The sequence below is a fragment of the Pseudomonas sp. EU05-FHT14B02 genome, assembly GCF_058791055.1.
In genome coordinates this window covers 12448-33606 of sequence record NZ_JBYTDD010000044.1, presented here as the reverse complement: position 1 = coordinate 33606, position 21159 = coordinate 12448, and the positions used below count along the sequence as shown (strand labels likewise).

The following is a 21159-nucleotide window of genomic DNA, read 5'->3' as shown; positions in this document are numbered from 1 at the left end:
TATCTATATAACGGGTAATATCTCTATATCTTATCGATATCACCTATATAACGTCAGACACTCCCTTCCGATTCGATCACCAATATCCGAGCCGCTCCTACCGGATGCGCCACATGTTCAGTGCCAACCGAGGCATGAAAAATGTCACCGACTTCCAGCAACGCTTCCCGCTCCACCCCCTCTTCGCGATAAAGCATCCGCACCTGGCCATCGAGCACCACGAACACTTCCTCGCCATCGTTGACGTGCCACTTGTAGGGTTGATCGGTCCAGTGCAGCCGCGTGGTGATGCCGTTCATGCTGGCGATGTCCAGCGCGGCCCAGGCACGCTCGCCAGTGAACGATTTGCTGCGGATGATCTTCATGGTCCGATCCTTCGAGTGAACTGAGAGGAGGCCAAGGCTAACCTGGATACAAGCGCTGGTGGAATGTGGCAAGGTCAGTCCAGACACTGAGAATCAACCTGCGACACCCCGCCACGCCACGACCTTGGTCGACACTGACTAACGCTGGCGGTCGTGCGAGACTGTCTGTCCGGGCGGGAGGTCCGGATGTCTTTTGTCTGGAGTCCCCATGTCGCTGTCCACCGGGCTGATTGCCGTCGTCGCCCTGGCCTATATGGCCATCCTGTTCGCCATCGCCTTCTATGGCGACCGTCGCAGCGCGCCCTTGCCGCCGCGTGTGCGCGCCTGGGTGTATAGCCTGTCACTGGCGGTCTATTGCACCAGCTGGACCTTTTTCGGCGCCGTGGGCCAGGCTGCCGAACAGCTCTGGTCGTTCTTGCCGATCTACCTCGGGCCGATCCTGTTGCTGGTTGGTGCGCCGTGGGTCCTGCAAAAAATGGTGATGATCAGCAAACAGGAGAACATCACCTCGATCGCCGACTTCATCGCCGCACGCTATGGCAAATCCCAGTCGCTGGCGGTGGTGGTGGCGCTGATTTGCCTGGTCGGTGTGTTGCCCTACATTGCGCTGCAGCTCAAAGGCATCGTGCTCGGCGTAAACCTGCTGATCGGCGCTGGCGCCGACGCCATGGGCACCCGCGCCCAGGACACCGCTCTGATTGTGTCGCTGGTACTGGCGCTGTTCACCATCGTCTTCGGTACCCGCAACCTCGACGCCACGGAGCACCACCGCGGCATGGTGCTGGCCATCGCCTTCGAATCATTGGTGAAGCTGTTCGCGTTTCTCGCCGTCGGCGCCTTCGTGACCTACGGTCTGTACGACGGTTTCGACGACCTGTTCGACCAGGCCATGCTTGCGCCGCGCCTTGAACAGTACTGGAAGGAAACCATCAACTGGCCGTCGATGGTGGTGCAGACCGGTGTGGCGATGATGGCAATCATTTGCCTGCCACGGCAGTTCCACGTGACCGTTGTCGAGAACATCGACCCCCAGGATCTGCGCCTGGCCAAGTGGGTATTCCCGGCCTACCTCGCCCTCGCCGCCTTGTTTGTCGTGCCGATCGCCCTGGCCGGCCAGATGATGCTGCCCAGCTCGGTGTTGCCGGACTCGTTCGTCATCAGCCTGCCCCTGGCCCAGGCGCATCCGGCGTTGGCCCTGCTGGCGTTTATCGGTGGTGCATCGGCCGCCACCGGCATGGTGATCGTGGCCAGCGTGGCGCTGTCGACCATGGTGTCCAACGACATGCTGCTGCCTTGGCTGCTGCGTCGCAACAACGCCGAGCGCCCGTTCGAAGTGTTCCGCCAGTGGATGCTGTCGGTGCGACGCGTCAGCATCGTGGTCATTCTGCTGCTGGCCTATGTCAGTTATCGCCTGCTGGGCTCGACCGCCAGCCTGGCGACAATCGGCCAGATCGCCTTCGCTGCCGTGACCCAGCTGGCCCCCGCCATGCTCGGTGCCCTGTACTGGAAACAGGCCAACCGCCGCGGTGTTTTCGCTGGCCTCGCCGCAGGCACCTTCCTGTGGTTCTACACCTTGATCCTGCCGATTGCCGCCCTCAGCCTCGGCCTGTCCTTGAACACGTTCCCGGGGCTGGCCTGGTTGCACAGCAATCCACTGAACCTGCCGATCACCCCGCTGACCCAGGGCGTGGTGCTGTCGCTGGCAGGCAACTTCACATTGTTCGCCTGGGTCTCGGTGCTGTCCCGCACCCGGGTTTCCGAGCACTGGCAGGCAGGCCGCTTCATCGGCCAGGAAATCAGCGCCCGCCCCAGCGCACGCTCGATGCTGGCAGTGCAGATCAATGACCTGTTGCAACTGGCGGCGCGCTTCGTCGGCGAAGAACGCGCCCGTCAAAGCTTCATCCGTTTTGCCTATCGCCAGGGCAAGGGCTTCAACCCGAACCAGAACGCCGACAGTGAATGGATCTCCCACACCGAACGCTTGCTGGCCGGTGTGCTGGGTGCCTCTTCGACCCGCGCAGTGGTAAAAGCCGCCATTGAAGGCCGCGAGATGCAACTGGAGGACGTCGTGCGCATCGCCGACGAAGCCTCGGAGGTGCTGCAATTCAACCGCGCCTTGCTGCAAGGCGCCATCGAGAACATCACCCAGGGCATCAGCGTGGTCGACCAGTCGCTGAAACTGGTGGCCTGGAACCGTCGCTATCTTGAACTGTTCAATTACCCGGACGGCTTGATCAGTATCGGCCGCCCCATTGCCGACATCATTCGCTACAACGCCGAGCGCGGATTGTGCGGCCCCGGCGAAGCCGAAGTGCATGTTGCCCGCCGCCTGCACTGGATGCGTCAGGGCCGCGCGCATACTTCCGAGCGGATGTTCCCCAATGGCCGGGTGATCGAACTGATCGGCAACCCGATGCCCGGCGGCGGCTTCGTCATGAGTTTTACCGACATCACCGCGTTCCGCGAAGCCGAACAGGCGCTGACCGAGGCCAACGAAGGCCTGGAGCAACGGGTCACCGAACGGACCCACGAATTGTCGCAGCTCAACGTTGCCCTGACCGAAGCCAAAGGCACCGCCGAGGCGGCCAACCAGTCCAAGACCCGTTTCCTCGCGGCCGTCAGCCATGACTTGATGCAACCGTTGAACGCGGCGCGGCTGTTCTCCGCCGCCCTCTCCCATCAGGAAGATGGTTTGTCCGGCGAAGCGCAGAAACTGGTCGAACACCTGGACAGCTCGCTGCGCTCGGCCGAGGACTTGATCAGCGACTTGCTGGACATTTCCCGCCTGGAAAACGGCAAGATCAACCCGAATCGCCAGCCATTCGCCCTCAACGATCTGTTCGATACCCTCGGTACAGAGTTCAAGGTCTTGGCGCGAGAGCAAAAACTGGAGTTCCGGGTTCGCGCAAGCACGTTACGAGTCGACAGCGACATCAAGTTGCTGCGACGGATTTTGCAGAACTTCCTGACCAACGCTTTCCGCTATGGCAAAGGGCCGGTACTACTGGGGGTTCGCCGGCACAAGGATCAACTGTGCCTGGAAGTCTGGGACCGCGGGCCAGGTATTCCGGAAGATAAACTGCAGGTGATTTTCGAAGAGTTCAAGCGCCTCGACAGCCACCAGACACGGGCCGAAAAAGGCCTCGGCCTGGGGCTGGCGATTGCCGACGGGCTATGTCGCGTGCTCGGTCATACCTTGCGCGTACGCTCCTGGCCGGGACGCGGTAGCGTGTTCAGCGTCAGTGTGCCGCTGGCCCGGGCGCAAACCGCAGTGCCAGTCAAGGCCGCCGAGCTCAACGGCAAATTGCTCAATGGCGCGCAGGTGCTGTGTATCGACAATGAAGACAGCATCCTGATCGGCATGAACAGCCTGCTCAGCCGCTGGGGTTGCCAGGTCTGGACCGCGCGCAATCGCGAGGAATGCGCCGCGTTGCTGGGCGAAGGCATGCGCCCGCAATTGGCGCTGGTGGACTACCACCTCGATCATGGCGAGACCGGAACCGATTTGATGGCCTGGTTGCGCACACAAATGGGCGAGCCGGTCCCTGGTGTGGTGATCAGCGCCGATGGCCGGCCGGAGACGGTCGACCTGGTGCATGCCGCGGGGCTGGATTACTTGGCCAAACCGGTGAAACCGGCGGCGTTGCGGGCGTTGTTGAGCAGGTACATACCGTTGTAACGAGGTTCAACACAGCCTCCTGTGGCGAGGGGGCTCGGCCCGTTGGGCTGCGTAGCGGCCCCAAACCATTCAATGAGCCTCTTCAGATAAAGCGCGTTGCCGGACTGACGACTGCTGCGCAGCCGAACGGGGGCAAGCCCCCTCGCCACAAGGTCCACGCTCGCCCGGGGCTACTCCGGTAACTCGACCAATCCGTCGACATCCGTCATCGCCCGCTCCAGCAAGTCCGCCGGCAGACTCTTGCTTGCCCGCGCGCCCAGCAGCTTGAGTTGTTCACTGCGACTGACCAGGTTGCCGCGACCCTCTGTCAGCTTGTTGCGTGCCGAACTATAGGCCTTGTCCAGTTGTTGCAGGCGATTGCCGACCTCGTCCAGATCCTGGATGAACAGCACGAACTTGTCGTACAGCCACCCGGCCCGCTCGGCGATTTCCCGGGCATTCTGGCTCTGGCGCTCCTGCTTCCAAAGGCTGTCGATGACGCGCAGGGTCGCCAGCAACGTGGTGGGACTGACGATCACGATATTGCGGTCGAATGCCTCCTGAAACAGTGTCGGTTCAGCCTGCAAGGCTGCAGAAAACGCCGCCTCGATCGGCACGAAGAGCAACACGAAATCCAGGCTGTGCAAGCCATCGAGGCGTTTGTAATCCTTGCCGGCCAGGCCTTTGACGTGATTGCGCAACGACAGAACGTGCTGCTTGATGGCGATCTGGCCGATGGCCTCGTCTTCAGCCGCGACGTATTGCTGATAGGCCGTCAGGCTGACCTTGGAGTCGACCACCACCTGCTTGTCGCCCGGCAGATAAATGATCACGTCCGGCTGAAAGCGCTCGCCGTCCGGCCCCTTGAGATTGACCTGAGTCTGGTACTCGCGGCCCTTCTCCAGCCCCGCATGCTCGAGCACGCGCTCAAGAATCAGCTCGCCCCAATTGCCTTGGGTCTTCTGCCCTTTCAAGGCGCGGGTCAGGTTGGTGGCTTCATCGCTCAAGCGCAAATTCAGCTGTTGCAAGCGCTCCAGTTCCTTGGCCAGGGAGAAACGCTCACGAGCCTCGTTCTGATAGCTTTCCTCGACACGTTTTTCGAAGGACTGGATGCGCTCCTTGAGTGGATCGAGCAACTGCCCCAGACGCTGCTGACTGGTTTCGGCAAAACGCTGCTCGCGCTCATCGAAAATTTTCCCCGCCAGCTCGGCAAACTGCGCGCGCAATTCGTCTCGCGAACCTTGCAGGTCGTTGAGGCGTTGCTGATGGCTGTCCTGTTGCTCGCGCAATTCGGCATTGAGAGACGCAACCTGGGCATCCAGACGGCGCAATTCGGCTTCTTTGCCGGCGCGTTCGATATTCCACGCATGGGCGGCGTCCCGAGCGTCGTCGCGCTCGATCTGCAGCAATTCGACTTCCCGACGCAGCGCAGCCAGATCAGCTTGTTTGGCGGCGTTGGCCTGGGTCAGATCAGCCACTTCATCGCGGCTGGATTCGAGTTGTGCATTCAATCCGTCCTGCGCCAGTTGCGCCATGGCCAGGCGTTCTTGCAGCAGCGCGACATCGGCTTGCGTGGTGCTGGCCCGACGCTGAAGTTGCCAGGCCAATACCAGCAACGGCAACGCAGCCGCTGCCAGCCCCAGCAATACGCTGGTCAAGTCCATTGCCATAGCCACTCCTGCCATTCGGATAAAGCCTGAAGGTTAACCAAGGCGTCCGGTCTTGGACAGCTCAGTCTTCAATCAGCCCCAGTTCCTGTTGAGCGCGGTGATCGCCTGCCCGAGCGGCCTGACGCAGCAGGTCCTGGCCGATCCGGCGGTCCCGGGCATTCCCGCATTCGCGGCACATCAACTGGCCAAGGCGACTTTGCGCAGCCACCACGCCTTCACGGGCCGGTTGCTTGAGCAGACGTCCGGCGATGTGTTTGACGTTACGGTTTTCGCCCAGATGCGGACTGTCCAACAGCCACTCCGCCACGCGCATGGAAAAGCGCTTGGTCGGGGCAACAGGGGGCGGTGTGGAGGAAGAGGAAACAGGGGCTGAGCGAAACTTCATAAAGCACTGTGGGACAGATCAGAAGGCGCGCAACTTTACTCTCTTTTTCTTACAGGTAAAGCTGAAAATATCCCGGCACGCCCGTCCTAGAGCAAGCGCTCGGGACAATCCACAGAAGCTGTGGATAACTCAGTGGACAACCGCCCTTGAACTCGCTCAAAGCCCTGTGGAATGGGGCTCGCAGTCAAACTGACGATTTTTTCACCAGTAAAAAAAAGCGATGTTTTTCATTGACTTAAATTTTGGTTACAGGCAGCCATTACGCTTGAACGTGAGATGACAGCGGGGTGACAGACCGTGCAACTAATGTGCACAAGTGCCTTTACGATGGTTATATCCACGCACTTTTTCGGGGCATTTTTTTGTCATGCCTGGGGATATGCCTTGGCAAACCTGGTGTTTAGACGGCTGCGTTGCTACCAACGTCGATGACCGATGGTCGGATTTTGTTCTACTACAGGGCGTACCCATCGGAGGCAGTGCAGCTTCATACGCTTATCTACAAGGCAAAACAGCCAGATCGGGCACCTGCCGGGAAATTCTTTTTGCTAACACACTTCCCTTGCCCAGTTCAATCCGTTAGTATCCGCGGCGTTAGTACCAAGCTGAAAATCAATTCTGGTCGAACAAATCCCCCCGGTCAGCCTTCCCAACGGAAGCCTCCACCGAACAAGCGGGATCGACCACCTCGATGGTTTCCAGGTAAATCTTGCGCCAAAACAACCTTTGAATCGAAAGCAAAGGATGTTGCCCCGCCTGCCTACTCTGCTCGAACCAACCTGCAAATTGATCAGGATCTTCACCCCGGGCCCAGAACCTTTGCCCTCGATGTGTTGCCTGCCCTCCTAAGTACCTACCTGCCAGCCCAAGCGCGCCAACTTATCAGCGCTTCAAACTGGCTGCTTTGTTCCAGTCGGGTTCTTCGTTCGATCAATGGTGATCGACGTTACTGGAACGTTTTAACGTTGCACGGTTCTTATCCGTGTCATTTGTAGGAACACCCAATAATGTCTACTCAAATCCAGACTCAGGATGCCATTCGCACCCTAACCAACGCTTTTGCACCAATGAACTGCCTGATCATGGCCGCTCGCAAAGGCTGCTTCAGCTTCACCCTGGTCAACGAACACGGCATCGCTCGCCACAGCGAACGCCTGTACCCCGATCAATACTCCAGCGCCGAGCCGCTGCAGGCCGTGATCGAGCGTACCCGTCAGGCACTGGTTGCCTGAAACGCCAGAAAGGCTGAAACCCCGAAAGCCCTGCCCGAAAAGCAGGGCTTTTTATTGCCTGATGTTTCCCACCCCTCGCACCACGACTAAGTACGATCCGATATAACGGTTATAACTGTTCGCTGGAAATATTTTAAAAACAGACCTTTACAGCGTGAATATGACACTACACTTCAACTCAAGCGGCTTGACCCGCTTGCGGCGAGCCTGAACCGATTCACAGCTGCCAAGCCCCCCCTTCAGGTATCGCCGTCCAATTCAGGTTTCGAGGGTTTTATGGGTATCGCTGCCAGCGAACTGTGCCGTTATGTGATTCGTCCGACCTTGATCTACCTCGGATGCCATAGCGCTACTGCCGAATCCCTGCTGCTGGGCATTGCCGCCAGCCAGTCCGCCCTTGGTTCCGCCCTGCATGACCGCCGTGGGCACGGCCTGTACCGCATCGCCGAACCCCGCCACCAAGCCCTATGGGACCATTACCTGGCCCTTGACCCAGAACGTGCGAGCCTGGTCCGTGGCCTGGCCAGTCAGCATGCGTTTCTCAGTGGCCCGCACCTCGAGTTGACCGTCAACCTGCGTTACGCCACCGCCATCGCCTGGCTGCTGGTGGAAGAACAGAACACCCCCCTCCCCGCCCCGGATGATTTGCTGGGTATGGCCAGGATCTGGCGCCAGACATTTCAGCCCCAGGGACGTCTGCGTGATTTCACCTGCGCCTGGCAAACCTGTGTTTCACCCCTGAATCAGGTAGCCTGCTGACACCTCTGGATCCAAAGATCGCGCAACACGCCGCGATTTTGGTCTGATTGTCCTACAAAACCGCTCTAAATCAAGGCTTACAGCCTATGGCGCCGGAACGAAAATGTTGGTAATTTTCGCCCCGGTGATCACCAGGAGTTCTAATAATGAAAAAAGTAATGCTCAAAACCACCATCAGTCTCGCCGTTGCCATGGCATCCACCCAGATTTTCGCAAGTGGCTTTGCCGTCAACGAACAAAGCATCAGCGGGATGGGTACAGGTTTTGCCGGGCGATCTTCCTCTGCCGATGACGCAAGCACCCTTTTTGGCAACCCTGCCGGCATGTCGCGCCTCAAGCGCGAACAAGTCACCGGCGGTGTTGCGATGATCGACGCACACACTGACATCAGCCACGCCAGTTCCAGCCCGAACGGCGGCAGCAACGACGGCGACATGGTTCCGCTCATCGCCGTACCCATGGGTTACTACGTCAAGCCAATCGACGACAAGTGGGCCGTCGGTGTGGGCGTGTACGCACCATTCGGTCTGGTCACCGATTATGAAAACGGCTTTGCCGGTCGCTACTTCGGCAGCAAGAGCGAAGTCAAGATCGTCACCCTGCAACCGACTGTCAGCTACGCCTTCAACGACAAGGTTTCCATCGGTTTTGGCCCGACCATCAACCGCATTGACGGCAGCCTGGAGTCGAACCTTTCGATCACCCAGGCCGCGCCAGATGGCAAGGTCAAGATCACCGGTGACGACACCGCGTTGGGCTACAACATCGGCGTGCTGGTTCAAGCCACCGACAGCACTCGTGTCGGCCTGACCTACCACTCGAAAGTGAAGTACAAGCTCGAGGGCAATACCAAGGTCAACTACAACGTGCTGGGCCTGATCGGCCAGAACCCGAACCAGAAGTACGACGCCTCGCTGGACCTGACCACCCCTGAATCGGTGGACTTCTCAGTCACTCACCAGCTCGACGACAAGTGGACTCTGTACGCAGGCAGCACCTGGACCCGCTGGAGCCGCTTGAAAGACATCACTGTTGAAAACACAGGTGTTCCGGCTGTTCTGAACGGCCAGTTCGGCACAATCACCGAAGAACAGAACTGGCACGACACCTGGGCTCACGCTATCGGCGCGTCCTACCAGTTGAACAAGCAATGGGTACTGCGTACCGGTCTGTCCGTTGACCAGGCACCGACCAATAACGTCGACCGCTCTCCACGCATCCCGACTGGCGATCGCAAGATTTTCAGCGTGGGCGCCGGCTGGAGCCCGACCGACGACCTTACCATCGACCTGGCGTATTCGTACCTGCGCGAAGACTCGGTCAAGGTCAACAACAGCAACGACCGTGGCCAGAGCTACAACGCCAAGTATGAAAACTACGCGAACGGTTTCGGTCTCGGCGCGACCTACCGTTTCTGATGATTCCCGGCGAGCCTGAACCGCTCGCCATCGGAATTAAAAAAGCCCCGCTCTCCTCACGGAGGCGGGGCTTTTCATTTGTAGGAGCGAGCCTGCTCGCAATGGACGTAAACGATGACCCGTGCTTGCAGGATGTACGAGACGCCTTGAGGTTTTCGCGAGCAAGCTCGCTCCTACAGGTCAGGGGGTCGATACAAATGGTGGTGAAGCCAGGGCCTTTTCCACCGCTGCAATGAACTCGGGATCGTCCGGCTTGGTCAGGCTGGAGAAATTGGCGACCACCTTGCCTTGGCGGTCCACTACGTACTTGTAGAAATTCCACTTCGGCGCGCTGCTTTGATTGGCGAGGACCTTGAACAAGTGCGTCGCATCGTCGCCGCGAACCCTTTGCGGCTCGGTCATGGTGAAGGTCACACCATAGTTGACGTAGCAGACCTTGGCAGTCTCGGCGCCATCCTTTGACTCCTGCTTGAAGTCATTGGACGGAACACCCAGCACTTCCAGCCCCTGCCCTTTGTAACGTTGATTGAGCGCCTCAAGGCCTTTGAACTGCGGAGCAAAGCCACAAAAGCTTGCGGTATTGACCACCACCAAGGGTTTACCGGCGAAGCGCTGGCACAAATCGATGGATTCCTTGGCGCGCAGCTTTTGCAGTGATCCTTGCAACAGCTCCGGGCACTCGGCCGCGTAGGCCAGCCCGGTAAACGCCACCAGTAACGCGGGAATTGCAATCCAGCGCATCAGCATGTCGGTGCATCCTTGATAATTCGTCAAAAGCGACGTTACTCGCCCTCGCCGCTCGCTAGCAAGCACCCATGCCCAACTGCATCAGCGCCAGCCCGCCCTGATGCCAGCCCCACCACGACAACGCCAACAATAAGGCGCAGACGGCGGCTACAGCGATCCGTGGCCAAAGGTTGTTCATATCACACTCATTTGTGATTGCAGACGCTCTACCGGCCGCTCACGCACCGGCCAGTTCAGGGCAGCGGCCAACAGGCTCAAGAGAATCGCCACTTGCCAGATCAAGTCATAACTCCCGGTTCGGTCATACACCACGCCACCCAACCAGCCGCCCAGGAACGAACCGAGCTGGTGAAACAGGAAAACAATCCCGCCGAGCATGGACAGGTTTCGCACACCAAACAAGGTCGCCACCGTACCGTTGGTCAATGGCACCGTCGACAGCCACAGGAAGCCCATGGCCATGCCGAACAGGTAGGCCGAGGTGGTGGTCACCGGCAACCACAGGAACAACGCAATGACCACCGCTCGCAGCAAGTACAACCCGGTGAGCAAACGCGGCTTGGACATGCGCCCGCCGAGCCATCCCGCGGTATAGGTGCCGAAGATATTGAACAGGCCGATCAGTGCCAGCACCGTGGTGCCGACTGTCGCCGGAAGATGTTGATCCACAAGATAGGCTGGCAGGTGCACACCGATGAACACCACCTGGAATCCGCACACGAAAAAGCCGAACGCCAGCAGCCAGAATCCGGTGTGGGAGCAGGCTTCGCGCAGTGCTTCGCCAAGGGTCTGTTCGTGACCCAGAACTGGCAGCGGCTTGTCCTTGAGCATGCTCACCAACGGCACGATCAACGCCACCAGCAAGCCCAGCGCCAGCAGCGCCGCGGACCAGCCAAGCCAGCCGATCAAACCGAGTGTGCCGGGCAACATCGCGAATTGGCCGAACGAACCGGCAGCACTGGCGATGCCCATGCCCATGCTGCGTTTTTCCGGCGGCACTGCGCGACCGACCACACCCAGGATCACCGAGAACGACGTACCGGACAGTCCGATGCCGATCAGCAGGCCGGCGCTCAGCGACAAGGTCACCGCCGAATCGGAAAGCCCCATGCAAATCAGTCCCGCCGCGTACAGGACGCCACCGATCAGCACCACTTTTGCGGCACCGAAGCGGTCGGCCAATGCACCGGTGAATGGCTGAGCGAGGCCCCAAATCAGGTTCTGCAAGGCGATGGCGAAGGCAAAGACTTCACGGCCCCAGCCGAACTCGGCGCTCATCGGCGCCAGAAACAGCCCGAAGCCATGTCGAACCCCCAGAGACAACGCAAGGATCAACGCACTCCCCAATAGAACCCAGCCGCAAGTACGCCACATCGATGTCATTGTTATTCTCCAATAGCGGGTATATACCCGCTTAAGATCGAAAAAACCGGCATCATGCCAGTTCGTCCAGCAGCTTCAATAAGGTTTCGCGCTTCTCGGCACCCAGGCGATCGATCAAACGCTGCTGCGCGGCTTCCCAGGCCGGCAAGGCAGCCTTGAGGCGCTCTGCCCCGGCCTCGGTCAGAAGGACGATGCGGTTGCGCATGTCCTCGCCCTCGACCAGCGTCACCAGGCCATCACCCTCCAGCACCCGCAAATTGCGCCCCAGGGTGCTGCGATCCAGCCCCATCGCCTCGGCCAGGACCGAGATGCTCGGCTGATCCAGACGCTGCAGATTACACAGCAAAGAATACTGCGCAACGTTGATCCCGAAGCCGTCGAGAGCGCCGTCGTAGTGCCTGCTGACGCCACGGGCGGCGCGACGCAGGTTGATGCATAAACATTGGGAATCGAGCATGGTGCGTGTATATACCCGTGAGTCGTTTAAATCAAGTTACAAGAAAATGGCGTCTGGTAGATCGCCATCGTCGGAACAATTGCCATCACTGCGTACAGACTAATGCCAATCCGACCAACACCCCTACCTCCAGCAACTCCAGCATTGCCCCCGCCGTGTCCCCCGTTGTGCCACCCAGGCGCCGCAGCATCACCTGACGCAACCAGACAAACCCCAGCACTGCCAACACCAGCGCCAGCACACCACTGACGCCGGCGATCAACACACAAGCCAATGCGCTGACCGCCAACACCTGCTTGCCCGGCGAACGCGGTAGATGATCGGCCAATGCCTGGCCCAGGCCACCGGCACGCACATAGGGCGTAGTCAGGAACAAGCCGAGCAATGCGCTTCGACCGATCAACGGCACGATGATCAAGGCCAGCGAATGCGGCTGCTTGATCAACACCAGCAGTGCGGTGAATTTAAGCAACAACACCAGCACCAGCGTCACCACGGCGATCGGTCCGCTGCGCGGGTCTTTCATGATGGTCAGCGTGCGCTCACGGTCGCCAAAACCGCCAAGCCAGGCATCGGCGCTGTCCGCCAGGCCATCCAGGTGCAAACCGCCGCTGAGCAGTACCCAAAGGCTCAGCAGCAGCGCCGCGTGCAGCAAGGTCGGTGTACCCAGCAACAGCCAGTTGACTGTCCACAGAATCGCGCCAAAGAGCAATCCCACAAGCGGATAAAACAGTAGCGACCGCCCCAGCTCCCGGGGCTCAGGCATACCGGGCAAGCGAATCGGCAGACTGCTGAGAAATTGCAGGGCGATCCAGAATGGCAGCATGGTCAGAGCACTTCCTTCAACACGCCCGCAGGCTCCACCGTCAGCGAAAACAGCGCACCATGCCCGACCTCAACGTTGAGCAGTTGCTCCCGTGGCAGCCCGCGCGCTTGTGCCAGCAACAGACGCATCACACCGCCATGGCTGATCAGAAGAATGCGCTCACCGGCACAGGTCGCGTGCAAACGCTCCAGCGCTGCCATCACCCGCGCCGAAAAGTCTGCAACAGGCTCCCCCTGAGGCGGCGTGAACGAATAAGGATCGGCCCAGAACAATCCCAGGGCTTGCGCGTCGGTTTCCATCAACGCCGCCGCGCTCTGTCCTTCCCAGGCGCCGAAATGCAACTCTTGCAGGTCATTGTCCAGTTGCGCCGGAATACCCAGTTGCGCAGCGAGTTCCTCGGCAAACAGCGCACATCGCTGCAACGGCGAACTGACCAGCCGGTCCCACGGCCCTTGCCCGACCACGGCGGCGCGCATCTGCGCCCAGCCCGTGTCGGTCAACGCATCATCGATGCTGCCGCGCAGGCCGCCGCCAAGTTCGGTTTCACCGTGACGCAACAGATCCAGGTGCAAGGTCATACCGGACGATCTGCCACGGCGGCCTCGGCGAAGGTCGCCATTTGCCCGTGCAGGTCGCAAGCCAGACGCAGCAGCGGCACGGCCAATGCCGCGCCACTGCCTTCGCCAAGCCGCAGGCCAAGATCGAGCAACGGTTGCGCATTCAGGGTTTCCAGCACATGACGATGGCCCGGCTCGGCGCCGCGATGACCGAACAACAGCCACTGACGGCATTCAGGGTTCAAGCGCACCGCAACCAGCGCCGCGACACTGCAGATGAAACCGTCCACCAGCGCCGCGACGCCCTCCTGGGCACAGGCGAGATAGGCACCGACCAGCGCGGCGATCTCGAAACCGCCGAGGTTGAACAGCGTCTGCAAGGCATCGTCGCGCTGCGCGCCATGCAATCCCAGGGCGCGCTCGATCACCTGGGCCTTGTGGCTGACACCTTCGGCATTGAGCCCGGTACCCGGCCCGGTCAAATGACCCACCGGGCAATCGAGCAAGGCACATGCCAGCGCACTGGCGGCAGTGGTGTTACCAATGCCCATTTCGCCACCGATAAACAACTGCGCACCGCTGGCCATTGCCCGCTGCACGCTGTCACGGCCGGCCTGCAAGGCCAGTTGCCCCTGGGTCTCGGTCATGGCTGGCCCCTGTGCAAAATTCGCCGTGCCCGGGCCGACGTTCAGGTGACGCACACCCGGCAGGTTCAGCGACGGCGTAACCGTGCCCAGGTCCACCACTTCAAGGGAAGCGCCCAGTTGCCGCGCCAGCACGCTGATCGCCGCGCCACCGCTGACGAAGTTGAGCAGCATCTGCCCGGTGACTTCCTGGGGAAACGCCGACACGCCCTCGGCGACGACGCCATGGTCGCCGGCAAAAATCGCGATCCACACCTGCTCCAGACTCGGCTTGACCCGCCCCTGCAATCCCGCCAACTGTACCGCCAGCGCTTCCAGCTGGCCGAGGGAGCCGGCCGGCTTGGTCAGTTGCTGTTGCCGCGCCTGGGCCTGTTCGACCGCTTGGGTATCGACCGGCTTGCACGGGTTCAACCACCAGGATTGAGTCATAACGCAGTTCCTTTCAGAGTCAGGGGCAGGCCGGCGACGGTCAGGACGACACGCTGACAACGCTCAGCCAGAGCTTGATGCAGCCAACCGGCTTCATCGACATAGCGGCGAGTCAATTCGCCCAGCGGCACGACACCCATGCCGGTCTCGCTGCTGACAAAAATGATTTCACCCGGCAGCGACGCCAGGCAGTCCAGCAAGGCATCACGCTCGGCGTGAAGGCGCTCGGCATCGTCGAGCATCAGCAGATTGGTCAGCCAGAGGGTCAGGCAATCCACCAGCAGGCAGCGGTCGACACGGGCGGACTCACGCAGCACCCGCGCCAGTTCCACAGGCTCTTCGATCAAGGCCCATTCGGCAGGACGACGAGCGCGGTGATGGGCCACCCGCTCGCTCATTTCACCGTCCAGTGGCTGGCTGGTGGCGATGTAGGTCACGGCCAGGGCGCTGTCGATGGCGAGTTTTTCAGCCAGGCGACTCTTGCCGGAACGGGCGCCGCCGAGGATCAATTGGAGCATTGCTTATTCCTTAAAATCTTCGGGGAGGCGACAGCCCTTATCGCGAGCAAGATCACTCCCACAATTGATCCAGGCTGAACATACATTTTGATTACACCTCGTAACCTGTGGGAGCGAGCTTGCTCGCGATGGGGCCGCAACAGCCACCTCAGAACCCACAGAGCTGACGCAGCAGAGAAGTATCCAGATGCTTCTCCACCAGATCCGCCAGCCGCTCGATATCACGCTCGCGCAAGGCGTGGTAATCCACGGCCTGCACATCCTGCAACCCGGCCCAGCGCAACAGTGCGCTGCACGCCGCCGGCGATTCGAACAGCCCGTGCAGGTAGGTGCCGAAAATCTGCCCGTCAGCACTTTGCGCACCATCACAGCGGCCGTCATCCAGATGCACGGCGGCATGTTCCAGGGCCGGTCCGGTGGTCACGCCGGCATGAATTTCATAACCCGCCACCGGCGCATCTTCCAGCGCCAGGCGACCACGCACATTGCGCAATTGCTTCTCTTGTTCGAGCTGGGTCTGGAACGCCAGCAGCCCCAAACCGGCACTGGAACCCGGCGCACCTTCGAGGCCCAGCGGGTCATGTACCTGCTCACCGAGCATCTGCAGGCCGCCACAGATCCCCAGCAGTTTCCCGCCGTAACGCAGATGCCGGGCGATGGCGGTGTCCCAGCCGTTGGCCCGCAGGTACGCGAGGTCGCTGCGCACACTTTTCGAACCGGGAAGAATGATCAGGTCGGCGGGCGGAATCGCCTGGCCGGGGCCGATGAATTGCAGGTCCACTTGCGGATGCAGGCGCAGCGGATCGAAATCGGTGTGATTGCTGATGCGCGGCAGCACCGGTACTACTACTTTCAGTACCTGCTCGGCTTTATCGGTCTGGCGTTGATCGATGCCGTCCTCGGCCTCCAGGTGCAGATCCATCACGTACGGCAGCACGCCGATCACCGGTTTGCCGGTGCGCTCTTCAAGCCAGTCGAGTCCGGGTTGGAGCAATGCGATATCGCCACGGAAACGATTGATGATGAAGCCTTTGACCCGCGCCTGCTCACTCGGCGACAGCAGTTCGAGGGTGCCTACCAGATGGGCAAAAACCCCGCCGCGATTGATATCGGCGATCAGCAGCACCGGGCAATCCACCGCTTCGGCGAAGCCCATGTTGGCGATGTCCCCGACCCGCAGATTGATTTCCGCCGGCGAGCCCGCACCCTCGACCATCACCAGCGGATACGCCGCGCTCAAGCGCTCGTGGGAGGCCAGCACCGCTTGCATGGCGATGGTTTTGTAGTCGTGATAGGCAACCGCATTCATGGTTGTGACTGCACGGCCATGGATGATCACCTGAGCACCGGTGTCACTGTTGGGCTTGAGCAGCACCGGGTTCATGTCGGTGTGCGGTTCGAGGTGCGCGGCCTGGGCCTGTACCGCCTGGGCGCGGCCGATCTCGCCACCGTCGGCAGTCACCGCACTGTTGAGGGCCATGTTCTGTGGCTTGAACGGCACCACCCTGACGCCCTGACGCGTGACCCAGCGGCACAACGCGGTTACCAGCGTGCTCTTACCGGCATCCGATGTGGTGCCCTGCACCATCAGCGTGGTCATTGGTTTTCCTTGGCGAAATCGTCGAACGCCCGCGCCAGTCGTACCCAGGCGATTTCGTCACCGGGCAAGCCGAATCGCAGGCTGCTGTTGTGCGTGAACAACCGCAGGAGAATGCCGCGCCGGGCCATGAATTCATGCAGCTCTTCGGCGCGCTCAGTGATCAGCCACTGGAACAGCGCACAACCGCCCTGGGGCTCGAAGCCGTGCTGTTCCAGCAACAATGCAAGGCGCTCGCTGGCCTCTTCGGTGCGCACCCGTTGCCGCGCTTGTCCCTCGGTATCGCGCAGACAGGCCTGGCCCACTACACGGGTTGCCCCGCTCACGGCCCACGGCCCCACTTGTTCTGCCAGCAACTTGAGCAACTTGCGCTCGGCCAGCACAAACCCCAGGCGCACACCGGCCAGGCCGAAAAACTTGCCGAAGGAACGCAAGACGATCAATCCGACTTGATGGGCAAACGGCGCCAGGCTCAGTTGCGGCGTGTTATCCATGAACGCTTCGTCCACCACCAGCCAGCCACCGCGCTGCGCCAGTCGCGTGTGCCAGTCGAGCAGCCGACTGGGGGTGAGGCTCAGGCCCGTGGGGTTATTCGGATTGACCACCACCAGTACGTCGAAACTGTCGATAAAGAAGTCGACTTCCTGCTCCAGCACTTCACGCACGATGTAGCCGTTGCGACGCCACGCTTCAGCGTGCTCGGCATAACACGGCGACACTACGCCGACCTTGCCCGCCCGACGCAATCGCGGCAGCAGTTGAATCGCCATTTGCGAGCCGGCCACCGGCAATGCCTGCAAGGTGCCGTAGTAATCACAGGCGGCCTGCTCCAGACCGTCGTCCGTCTCCGGCAAACGGGCCCAGGCCCGCAGCGGAATATCCGGCACCGGGAACGGCCAGGGTGCCAGCCCCGTGGACAGGTCCAGCCAGTCAGCTTCATCAATGCCGTACTCGAGCGCTGCCTTGCGCAGCCGCCCACCGTGCTCAAGCATAAAATTCGGCCCCCAGGCAGAGAATCAGCAGCCATAACCATACCCCGCGCTGGACCAATTGCCAGCCCCGGTCAATGGAGTCGGCATCCGCCGGCACACCTTCGCCCAACTGCGGACGCTGATGCAGTTCGCCGTGATAAATCGCCGCCCCACCCAATTCGACACCAAGGGCACCCGCCCCTGCCGCCATCACCGGGCCGGCGTTCGGGCTGTCCCAGGTCGGGCCCTGGGTGCGCCAGCATTTCAACGCCAGCCGGGTTTTGCCCAGCAGCGCGTATGTCAGTGCCACCAGGCGCGCTGGAATGTAATTGAGCACATCATCGACCTTCGCCGCCGCCCAGCCGAACCGTTCGAAGCGCTCATTGCGATAACCCCACATCGCATCCAGCGTATTGCTCAGGCGGTAGAGCACCACACCCGGCGCGCCCGCCACGGCAAACCAGAACAACGCCGCGAATACCGCATCGCTGCCGTTTTCCAGCACCGACTCGGTAGCGGCACGGGCGACTTCGGTTTCATCCAGTTCGCTGGTCTGGCGACTGACCAGATAACCCACCCGCGTGCGCGCCGCCTCCAGGTCATTACTGCGCAGGGCCTTGGCCACTGGCGTGACGTGCTCACCGAGGCTGCGCATGCCGAGGGCGCAATAAAGCGCGAGAATCTCGACGATCCAGCCGACATAAGGGGCCCAGGAGAATGCCGTGGCCAGCAGCGTCAGTGGCAACACGGCAATCACCCACGCGGTGACGCCATGGCTGCGCCAGCCGCGACCGCCGCCGTTGAAACGTTGCTCGATGCGCTCGGCAAAACGGCCGAACGCCACCAGCGGATGCCAGCGTTTGGGTTCACCCAGCAGCGCATCCAGCGCAACCGCGGCGACACTCAACAACGCCACACTCATTGACTCACTCCCCAATAATTTTCATACAGCAATTCATGTAGCGGACGCGCCTGCGCCCAGCCTTCGAGCACCAGCATCGGCGCCGGATAGAACTCCCTCACCGGCCCCAGGCACAGCACGGCCAACGGCTTGGCACCCAGCGGCAACCTCAACAGGTCCGCCAGTGCCTGTGGTTCGAACAGCGACACCCACCCCATACCCAGCCCTTCGGCACGGGACGCCAGCCACAGGTTCTGGATCGCGCAGGACAACGAAGCCATGTCCATTTCCGGCAGCGTGCGGCGGCCGAAGATATGCTGCTCGCGGTCGTCCATCAGTGCGGCGACCAGCACCTCGGCGCAATCGTTGATGCCTTCCACCTTGAGCTTCATGAACTCATCGCTGCGCTCGCCAAGGGCTTCGGCGGTGCGAATGCGTTCTTCTTCTACCAGGGCCTGGATTTGCCCGCGCAAGGCGCGATCGCTGATGCGAATGAAGCGCCAGGGCTGCATCAGGCCGACACTGGGTGCCTGATGCGCGGCTTCGAGCAGGCGACGGAGCAATTCGGGCTCGACGGTGCCGCCGCTGAAGTGGCGCATGTCGCGGCGCTCGGCGATGGCGCGGTACACCGCCGCGCGTTCGGCTTCGCAAAATGCGTTATCCGTCATGGCCTCTTCGCGGGCAAGCCCGCTCCCACAGGGTTTTGGTCAGGCGCAAACAGTGCGGCAATCGCCGACGGATTGGACGGAAAATAGAAATGCACATAAGAGGCCGTCATCCGCCCCTCACGATAAACCGCTTCTGCCCCTCGCCCGCCGTTAGGGCTCAAGCCACGGGCAATCGGCACCAGTTCAGTGGTGGTCAGCGAATGATGGTAGGTGTGCCCACGCAGCAAACCTTCCGGCAGTTCCACCGCCTGCAACGCCAGCGCCGCCAGGCGCTTTTGCATCACTGCATCACCACTGAGCAGGCCAACCAGTTCGGCGCGAGTACCCTCGACATCGGTCAGGGAATCGAGCAGATACAGCATGCCGCCACACTCGGCGAGCAGCGGTTTGCCTGCCTGGTGGTGGGCGCGGATCGCATCGAGCATCGCGGTGTTTTGCGCCAGTGCAACGTGGTGCAGTTCCGGGTAACCGCCTGGCAGATACAGGCTGTCCGCCTGCGGCAACACACAGTCACGGATCGGCGAGAAGAATGACAATTCGGCGCCCATCGCCCGCAGCAGATCCAGGCTCGCGCCGTAGGTGAACGCAAAGGCTTCATCGCGGGCGACGGCAATGCGCACGCCGGCCAGCAGCGGTTCGGCCGCGATCACATCAGGTGCGGCGAATTCGACTGCCGGTGGCAGCGCGACCTCGCAACTGCTGGCCAGGGCATCGGCTGCCGCGTCGAGGCGCAGGTCGAGATCATTCAACTCACTGGCCTGCACCAGCCCCAGGTGCCGGCTCGGCAGTTCGATCCCGGTTTCCCGGGACAGCGCGCCGTACCAGCGCAAACCTTCAGTCAGGCTGCCTTCGAGCAGTTGCGCGTGGCGCAGCGTGCCGACACGATTGGCCAGCACGCCGGCGAACGGCAAGTCCGGCTGATAACGCGCCAACCCCAGGGCCAATGCGCCAAAGGTCTGGGCCATGGCGGTGCCATCGATCACCCCCAGCACCGGCACACCGAAATGCCGCGCCAGATCGGCGCTCGACGGCGTACCGTCGAACAACCCCATGACGCCTTCGATCAGGATCAGGTCGGCTTCAGCGGCGGCTTCCCAAAGCAACCGGCGACTCTCCTGCTCGCCAACCATCCACATGTCCAGCTGATACACCGGCGCACCGCTGGCGCGCTCGAGGATCATCGGATCGAGAAAGTCGGGCCCGCACTTGAACACTCGGACCTTGCGCCCCTGATTGCGATGCAATCGGGCCAGTGCCGCGGTGACGGTAGTCTTGCCCTGGCCGGAGGCCGGCGCGGCAATCAGTACCGCCGGACAGTGTCGAGGCTGACTCACAATTCGACGCCTTTCTGCGCTTTGATCCCGGCTTGAAAGGCGTGCTTGATCACGCCCATTTCGGTGACGGTGTCAGCCATCTCGATCATCTCCGGCTTGGCGGCACGACCGGTGACCACCACGTGCTGCATCGGCGGTCGGGCCTGCAAGTCGCTGAGCACCTGATCGAGATCGAGGTAGCCGTGTTTGAGGGCGATATTCAGCTCATCGAGCACCACCAGACCGATGGACGGATCGCGCAACAGTTGCTGCGACACCGCCCAGGCGGCTTCGGCGGCGGCGATGTCGCGCTGGCGGTCCTGGGTTTCCCAGGTAAAGCCTTCGCCCATCACATGAAAACGCACCTGCTCGGGAAAGCGCCGGAAGAACAACTCCTCCCCTGTGCTGTTGCGGCCCTTGATGAACTGCACCACGCCGCATTGCATGCCGTGCCCCATGGCGCGGGCGAGCATGCCAAAGGCCGAACTGCTCTTGCCTTTGCCATTACCGGTCAACACCAGCAACAGGCCGCATTCGTTCGGGGAATTGGCGATGCGCTCGTCGATCACGGCTTTTTTGCGCTGCATGCGCGCCAGGTGGCGTTCGTCACGATCGGGGGTATCAGTCATGGGGGGAGCTCTCCGTTGAGGCAGGAATAACG

General features: G+C 61.2%; 21 protein-coding genes. 4 read left to right on the top strand and 17 right to left on the bottom strand.

Translation table 11 applies throughout. The features are described 5' to 3' along the window. Positions 1-53: 53 nt before the first annotated feature. Complete coding sequence (locus AC3WTM_RS28380) at positions 54-365, bottom strand: cupin domain-containing protein (RefSeq protein ID WP_102671780.1); 312 nt, start codon at positions 363-365, stop codon at positions 54-56. 208 nt (positions 366-573) lie between these two features. Here AC3WTM_RS28380 and AC3WTM_RS28375 point away from each other — a divergent pair, with 208 nt between their 5' ends. Beyond that, complete coding sequence (locus AC3WTM_RS28375; protein WP_102671779.1) at positions 574-4044, top strand: hybrid sensor histidine kinase/response regulator; 3471 nt, start codon at positions 574-576, stop codon at positions 4042-4044. A 170-nt stretch (positions 4045-4214) separates the two neighbouring features. On the opposite strand, the gene AC3WTM_RS28370 is transcribed toward AC3WTM_RS28375, so the two are convergent. Both AC3WTM_RS28370 and AC3WTM_RS28365 read right to left on the bottom strand, forming a co-directional pair. After that, a complete protein-coding gene (locus AC3WTM_RS28370; RefSeq protein WP_173677955.1) occupies positions 4215-5579 on the bottom strand; it encodes a DNA recombination protein RmuC in 1365 nt (454 codons plus the stop codon). Positions 5580-5754: 175 nt separating this feature from the next. Continuing rightward, on the bottom strand, positions 5755-6078 hold the full coding sequence (locus AC3WTM_RS28365) for an SEL1-like repeat protein (protein ID WP_090453933.1): 324 nt from the start codon (positions 6076-6078) through the stop codon (positions 5755-5757). Between the two features lie 1007 nt (positions 6079-7085). Between AC3WTM_RS28365 and AC3WTM_RS28360 the strand changes: the two genes are divergently transcribed. The 3 genes from AC3WTM_RS28360 to AC3WTM_RS28350 all read left to right on the top strand — a co-directional run bounded on the left by AC3WTM_RS28360 (position 7086) and on the right by AC3WTM_RS28350 (position 9487). After that, on the top strand, positions 7086-7310 hold the full coding sequence (locus tag AC3WTM_RS28360) for a hypothetical protein (RefSeq protein WP_008051046.1): 225 nt from the start codon (positions 7086-7088) through the stop codon (positions 7308-7310). 276 nt (positions 7311-7586) lie between these two features. After that, positions 7587-8069 (top strand): hypothetical protein, encoded by a 483-nt coding sequence (locus AC3WTM_RS28355; RefSeq protein WP_102671776.1) that lies wholly within the window; start codon positions 7587-7589, stop codon positions 8067-8069. A 146-nt stretch (positions 8070-8215) separates the two neighbouring features. Next, a complete protein-coding gene (locus AC3WTM_RS28350) occupies positions 8216-9487 on the top strand; it encodes an OmpP1/FadL family transporter (protein ID WP_102671775.1) in 1272 nt (423 codons plus the stop codon). A gap of 180 nt (positions 9488-9667) precedes the next feature. Here the strand turns inward: AC3WTM_RS28350 and AC3WTM_RS28345 are convergent, their stop codons facing one another. The 14 genes from AC3WTM_RS28345 to cobO all read right to left on the bottom strand — a co-directional run bounded on the left by AC3WTM_RS28345 (position 9668) and on the right by cobO (position 21127). After that, complete coding sequence (locus AC3WTM_RS28345; RefSeq protein WP_102671774.1) at positions 9668-10234, bottom strand: glutathione peroxidase; 567 nt, start codon at positions 10232-10234, stop codon at positions 9668-9670. A gap of 55 nt (positions 10235-10289) precedes the next feature. Continuing rightward, positions 10290-10412: a hypothetical protein gene (locus tag AC3WTM_RS28340; protein WP_008051054.1), complete on the bottom strand. Its 123-nt coding sequence runs from the start codon at positions 10410-10412 to the stop codon at positions 10290-10292. After that, positions 10409-11617, bottom strand: coding sequence for an MFS transporter (locus tag AC3WTM_RS28335; protein ID WP_102671773.1), 1209 nt, complete (start codon positions 11615-11617; stop codon positions 10409-10411). The genes AC3WTM_RS28340 and AC3WTM_RS28335 overlap by 4 nt, the downstream gene beginning before the upstream one ends. 52 nt (positions 11618-11669) lie before the next feature. Then, positions 11670-12074: a MarR family winged helix-turn-helix transcriptional regulator gene (locus tag AC3WTM_RS28330; RefSeq protein WP_008017903.1), complete on the bottom strand. Its 405-nt coding sequence runs from the start codon at positions 12072-12074 to the stop codon at positions 11670-11672. Between the two features lie 85 nt (positions 12075-12159). Then, entirely contained in the window at positions 12160-12900 is a 741-nt protein-coding gene (locus tag AC3WTM_RS28325) for an adenosylcobinamide-GDP ribazoletransferase (protein ID WP_102671772.1), read from the bottom strand. Positions 12901-12902: 2 nt separating this feature from the next. Further along, on the bottom strand, positions 12903-13478 hold the full coding sequence (gene cobC, locus AC3WTM_RS28320) for an alpha-ribazole phosphatase family protein (protein ID WP_102671771.1): 576 nt from the start codon (positions 13476-13478) through the stop codon (positions 12903-12905). After that, on the bottom strand, positions 13475-14530 hold the full coding sequence (gene cobT, locus AC3WTM_RS28315; RefSeq protein WP_102671770.1) for a nicotinate-nucleotide--dimethylbenzimidazole phosphoribosyltransferase: 1056 nt from the start codon (positions 14528-14530) through the stop codon (positions 13475-13477). The genes cobC and cobT overlap by 4 nt, the downstream gene beginning before the upstream one ends. Then, the gene (gene cobU, locus AC3WTM_RS28310; protein WP_102671769.1) at positions 14527-15048 is read right to left on the bottom strand and encodes a bifunctional adenosylcobinamide kinase/adenosylcobinamide-phosphate guanylyltransferase; all 522 of its coding nucleotides are present in this window, start codon (positions 15046-15048) and stop codon (positions 14527-14529) included. Before cobU ends, cobT begins: the two co-directional genes overlap by 4 nt. Positions 15049-15196: 148 nt before the next feature. Further along, positions 15197-16648: a cobyric acid synthase gene (locus AC3WTM_RS28305; protein ID WP_102671768.1), complete on the bottom strand. Its 1452-nt coding sequence runs from the start codon at positions 16646-16648 to the stop codon at positions 15197-15199. Then, positions 16645-17637 carry a threonine-phosphate decarboxylase CobD gene (gene cobD, locus AC3WTM_RS28300; protein ID WP_102671767.1) on the bottom strand — a complete coding sequence of 331 codons (993 nt, stop codon included), beginning with the start codon at positions 17635-17637 and terminating at the stop codon, positions 16645-16647. Before cobD ends, AC3WTM_RS28305 begins: the two co-directional genes overlap by 4 nt. Continuing rightward, the gene (cbiB, locus tag AC3WTM_RS28295) at positions 17630-18538 is read right to left on the bottom strand and encodes an adenosylcobinamide-phosphate synthase CbiB (RefSeq protein ID WP_102671766.1); all 909 of its coding nucleotides are present in this window, start codon (positions 18536-18538) and stop codon (positions 17630-17632) included. The genes cobD and cbiB overlap by 8 nt, the downstream gene beginning before the upstream one ends. Further along, a complete protein-coding gene (bluB, locus tag AC3WTM_RS28290; protein WP_102671765.1) occupies positions 18535-19185 on the bottom strand; it encodes a 5,6-dimethylbenzimidazole synthase in 651 nt (216 codons plus the stop codon). The genes cbiB and bluB overlap by 4 nt, the downstream gene beginning before the upstream one ends. Further along, positions 19182-20519, bottom strand: coding sequence for a cobyrinic acid a,c-diamide synthase CobB (locus AC3WTM_RS28285; RefSeq protein ID WP_102671764.1), 1338 nt, complete (start codon positions 20517-20519; stop codon positions 19182-19184). Before AC3WTM_RS28285 ends, bluB begins: the two co-directional genes overlap by 4 nt. Further along, complete coding sequence (gene cobO / locus AC3WTM_RS28280) at positions 20516-21127, bottom strand: cob(I)yrinic acid a,c-diamide adenosyltransferase (protein WP_057715808.1); 612 nt, start codon at positions 21125-21127, stop codon at positions 20516-20518. The genes AC3WTM_RS28285 and cobO overlap by 4 nt, the downstream gene beginning before the upstream one ends. Positions 21128-21159: the final 32 nt, after the last annotated feature.

Excerpts from the sequence above, each read along its gene's own strand:
- AC3WTM_RS28380 (WP_102671780.1), bottom strand. The coding sequence starts at position 365 with ATGAAGATCATCCGCAGCAAATCGTTCACTGGCGAGCGTGCCTGGGCC.
- AC3WTM_RS28375 (WP_102671779.1), top strand. The coding sequence starts at position 574 with ATGTCGCTGTCCACCGGGCTGATTGCCGTCGTCGCCCTGGCCTATATG.
- AC3WTM_RS28365 (WP_090453933.1), bottom strand. The coding sequence starts at position 6,078 with ATGAAGTTTCGCTCAGCCCCTGTTTCCTCTTCCTCCACACCGCCCCCT.
- AC3WTM_RS28360 (WP_008051046.1), top strand. The coding sequence starts at position 7,086 with ATGTCTACTCAAATCCAGACTCAGGATGCCATTCGCACCCTAACCAAC.
- AC3WTM_RS28355 (WP_102671776.1), top strand. The coding sequence starts at position 7,587 with ATGGGTATCGCTGCCAGCGAACTGTGCCGTTATGTGATTCGTCCGACC.
- AC3WTM_RS28350 (WP_102671775.1), top strand. The coding sequence starts at position 8,216 with ATGAAAAAAGTAATGCTCAAAACCACCATCAGTCTCGCCGTTGCCATG.
- AC3WTM_RS28345 (WP_102671774.1), bottom strand. The coding sequence starts at position 10,234 with ATGCTGATGCGCTGGATTGCAATTCCCGCGTTACTGGTGGCGTTTACC.
- AC3WTM_RS28340 (WP_008051054.1), bottom strand. The coding sequence starts at position 10,412 with ATGAACAACCTTTGGCCACGGATCGCTGTAGCCGCCGTCTGCGCCTTA.
- AC3WTM_RS28335 (WP_102671773.1), bottom strand. The coding sequence starts at position 11,617 with ATGACATCGATGTGGCGTACTTGCGGCTGGGTTCTATTGGGGAGTGCG.
- AC3WTM_RS28330 (WP_008017903.1), bottom strand. The coding sequence starts at position 12,074 with ATGCTCGATTCCCAATGTTTATGCATCAACCTGCGTCGCGCCGCCCGT.
- AC3WTM_RS28325 (WP_102671772.1), bottom strand. The coding sequence starts at position 12,900 with ATGCTGCCATTCTGGATCGCCCTGCAATTTCTCAGCAGTCTGCCGATT.
- cobC (WP_102671771.1), bottom strand. The coding sequence starts at position 13,478 with ATGACCTTGCACCTGGATCTGTTGCGTCACGGTGAAACCGAACTTGGC.
- cobT (WP_102671770.1), bottom strand. The coding sequence starts at position 14,530 with ATGACTCAATCCTGGTGGTTGAACCCGTGCAAGCCGGTCGATACCCAA.
- cobU (WP_102671769.1), bottom strand. The coding sequence starts at position 15,048 with ATGCTCCAATTGATCCTCGGCGGCGCCCGTTCCGGCAAGAGTCGCCTG.
- AC3WTM_RS28305 (WP_102671768.1), bottom strand. The coding sequence starts at position 16,648 with ATGACCACGCTGATGGTGCAGGGCACCACATCGGATGCCGGTAAGAGC.
- cobD (WP_102671767.1), bottom strand. The coding sequence starts at position 17,637 with ATGCTTGAGCACGGTGGGCGGCTGCGCAAGGCAGCGCTCGAGTACGGC.
- cbiB (WP_102671766.1), bottom strand. The coding sequence starts at position 18,538 with ATGAGTGTGGCGTTGTTGAGTGTCGCCGCGGTTGCGCTGGATGCGCTG.
- bluB (WP_102671765.1), bottom strand. The coding sequence starts at position 19,185 with ATGACGGATAACGCATTTTGCGAAGCCGAACGCGCGGCGGTGTACCGC.
- cobO (WP_057715808.1), bottom strand. The coding sequence starts at position 21,127 with ATGACTGATACCCCCGATCGTGACGAACGCCACCTGGCGCGCATGCAG.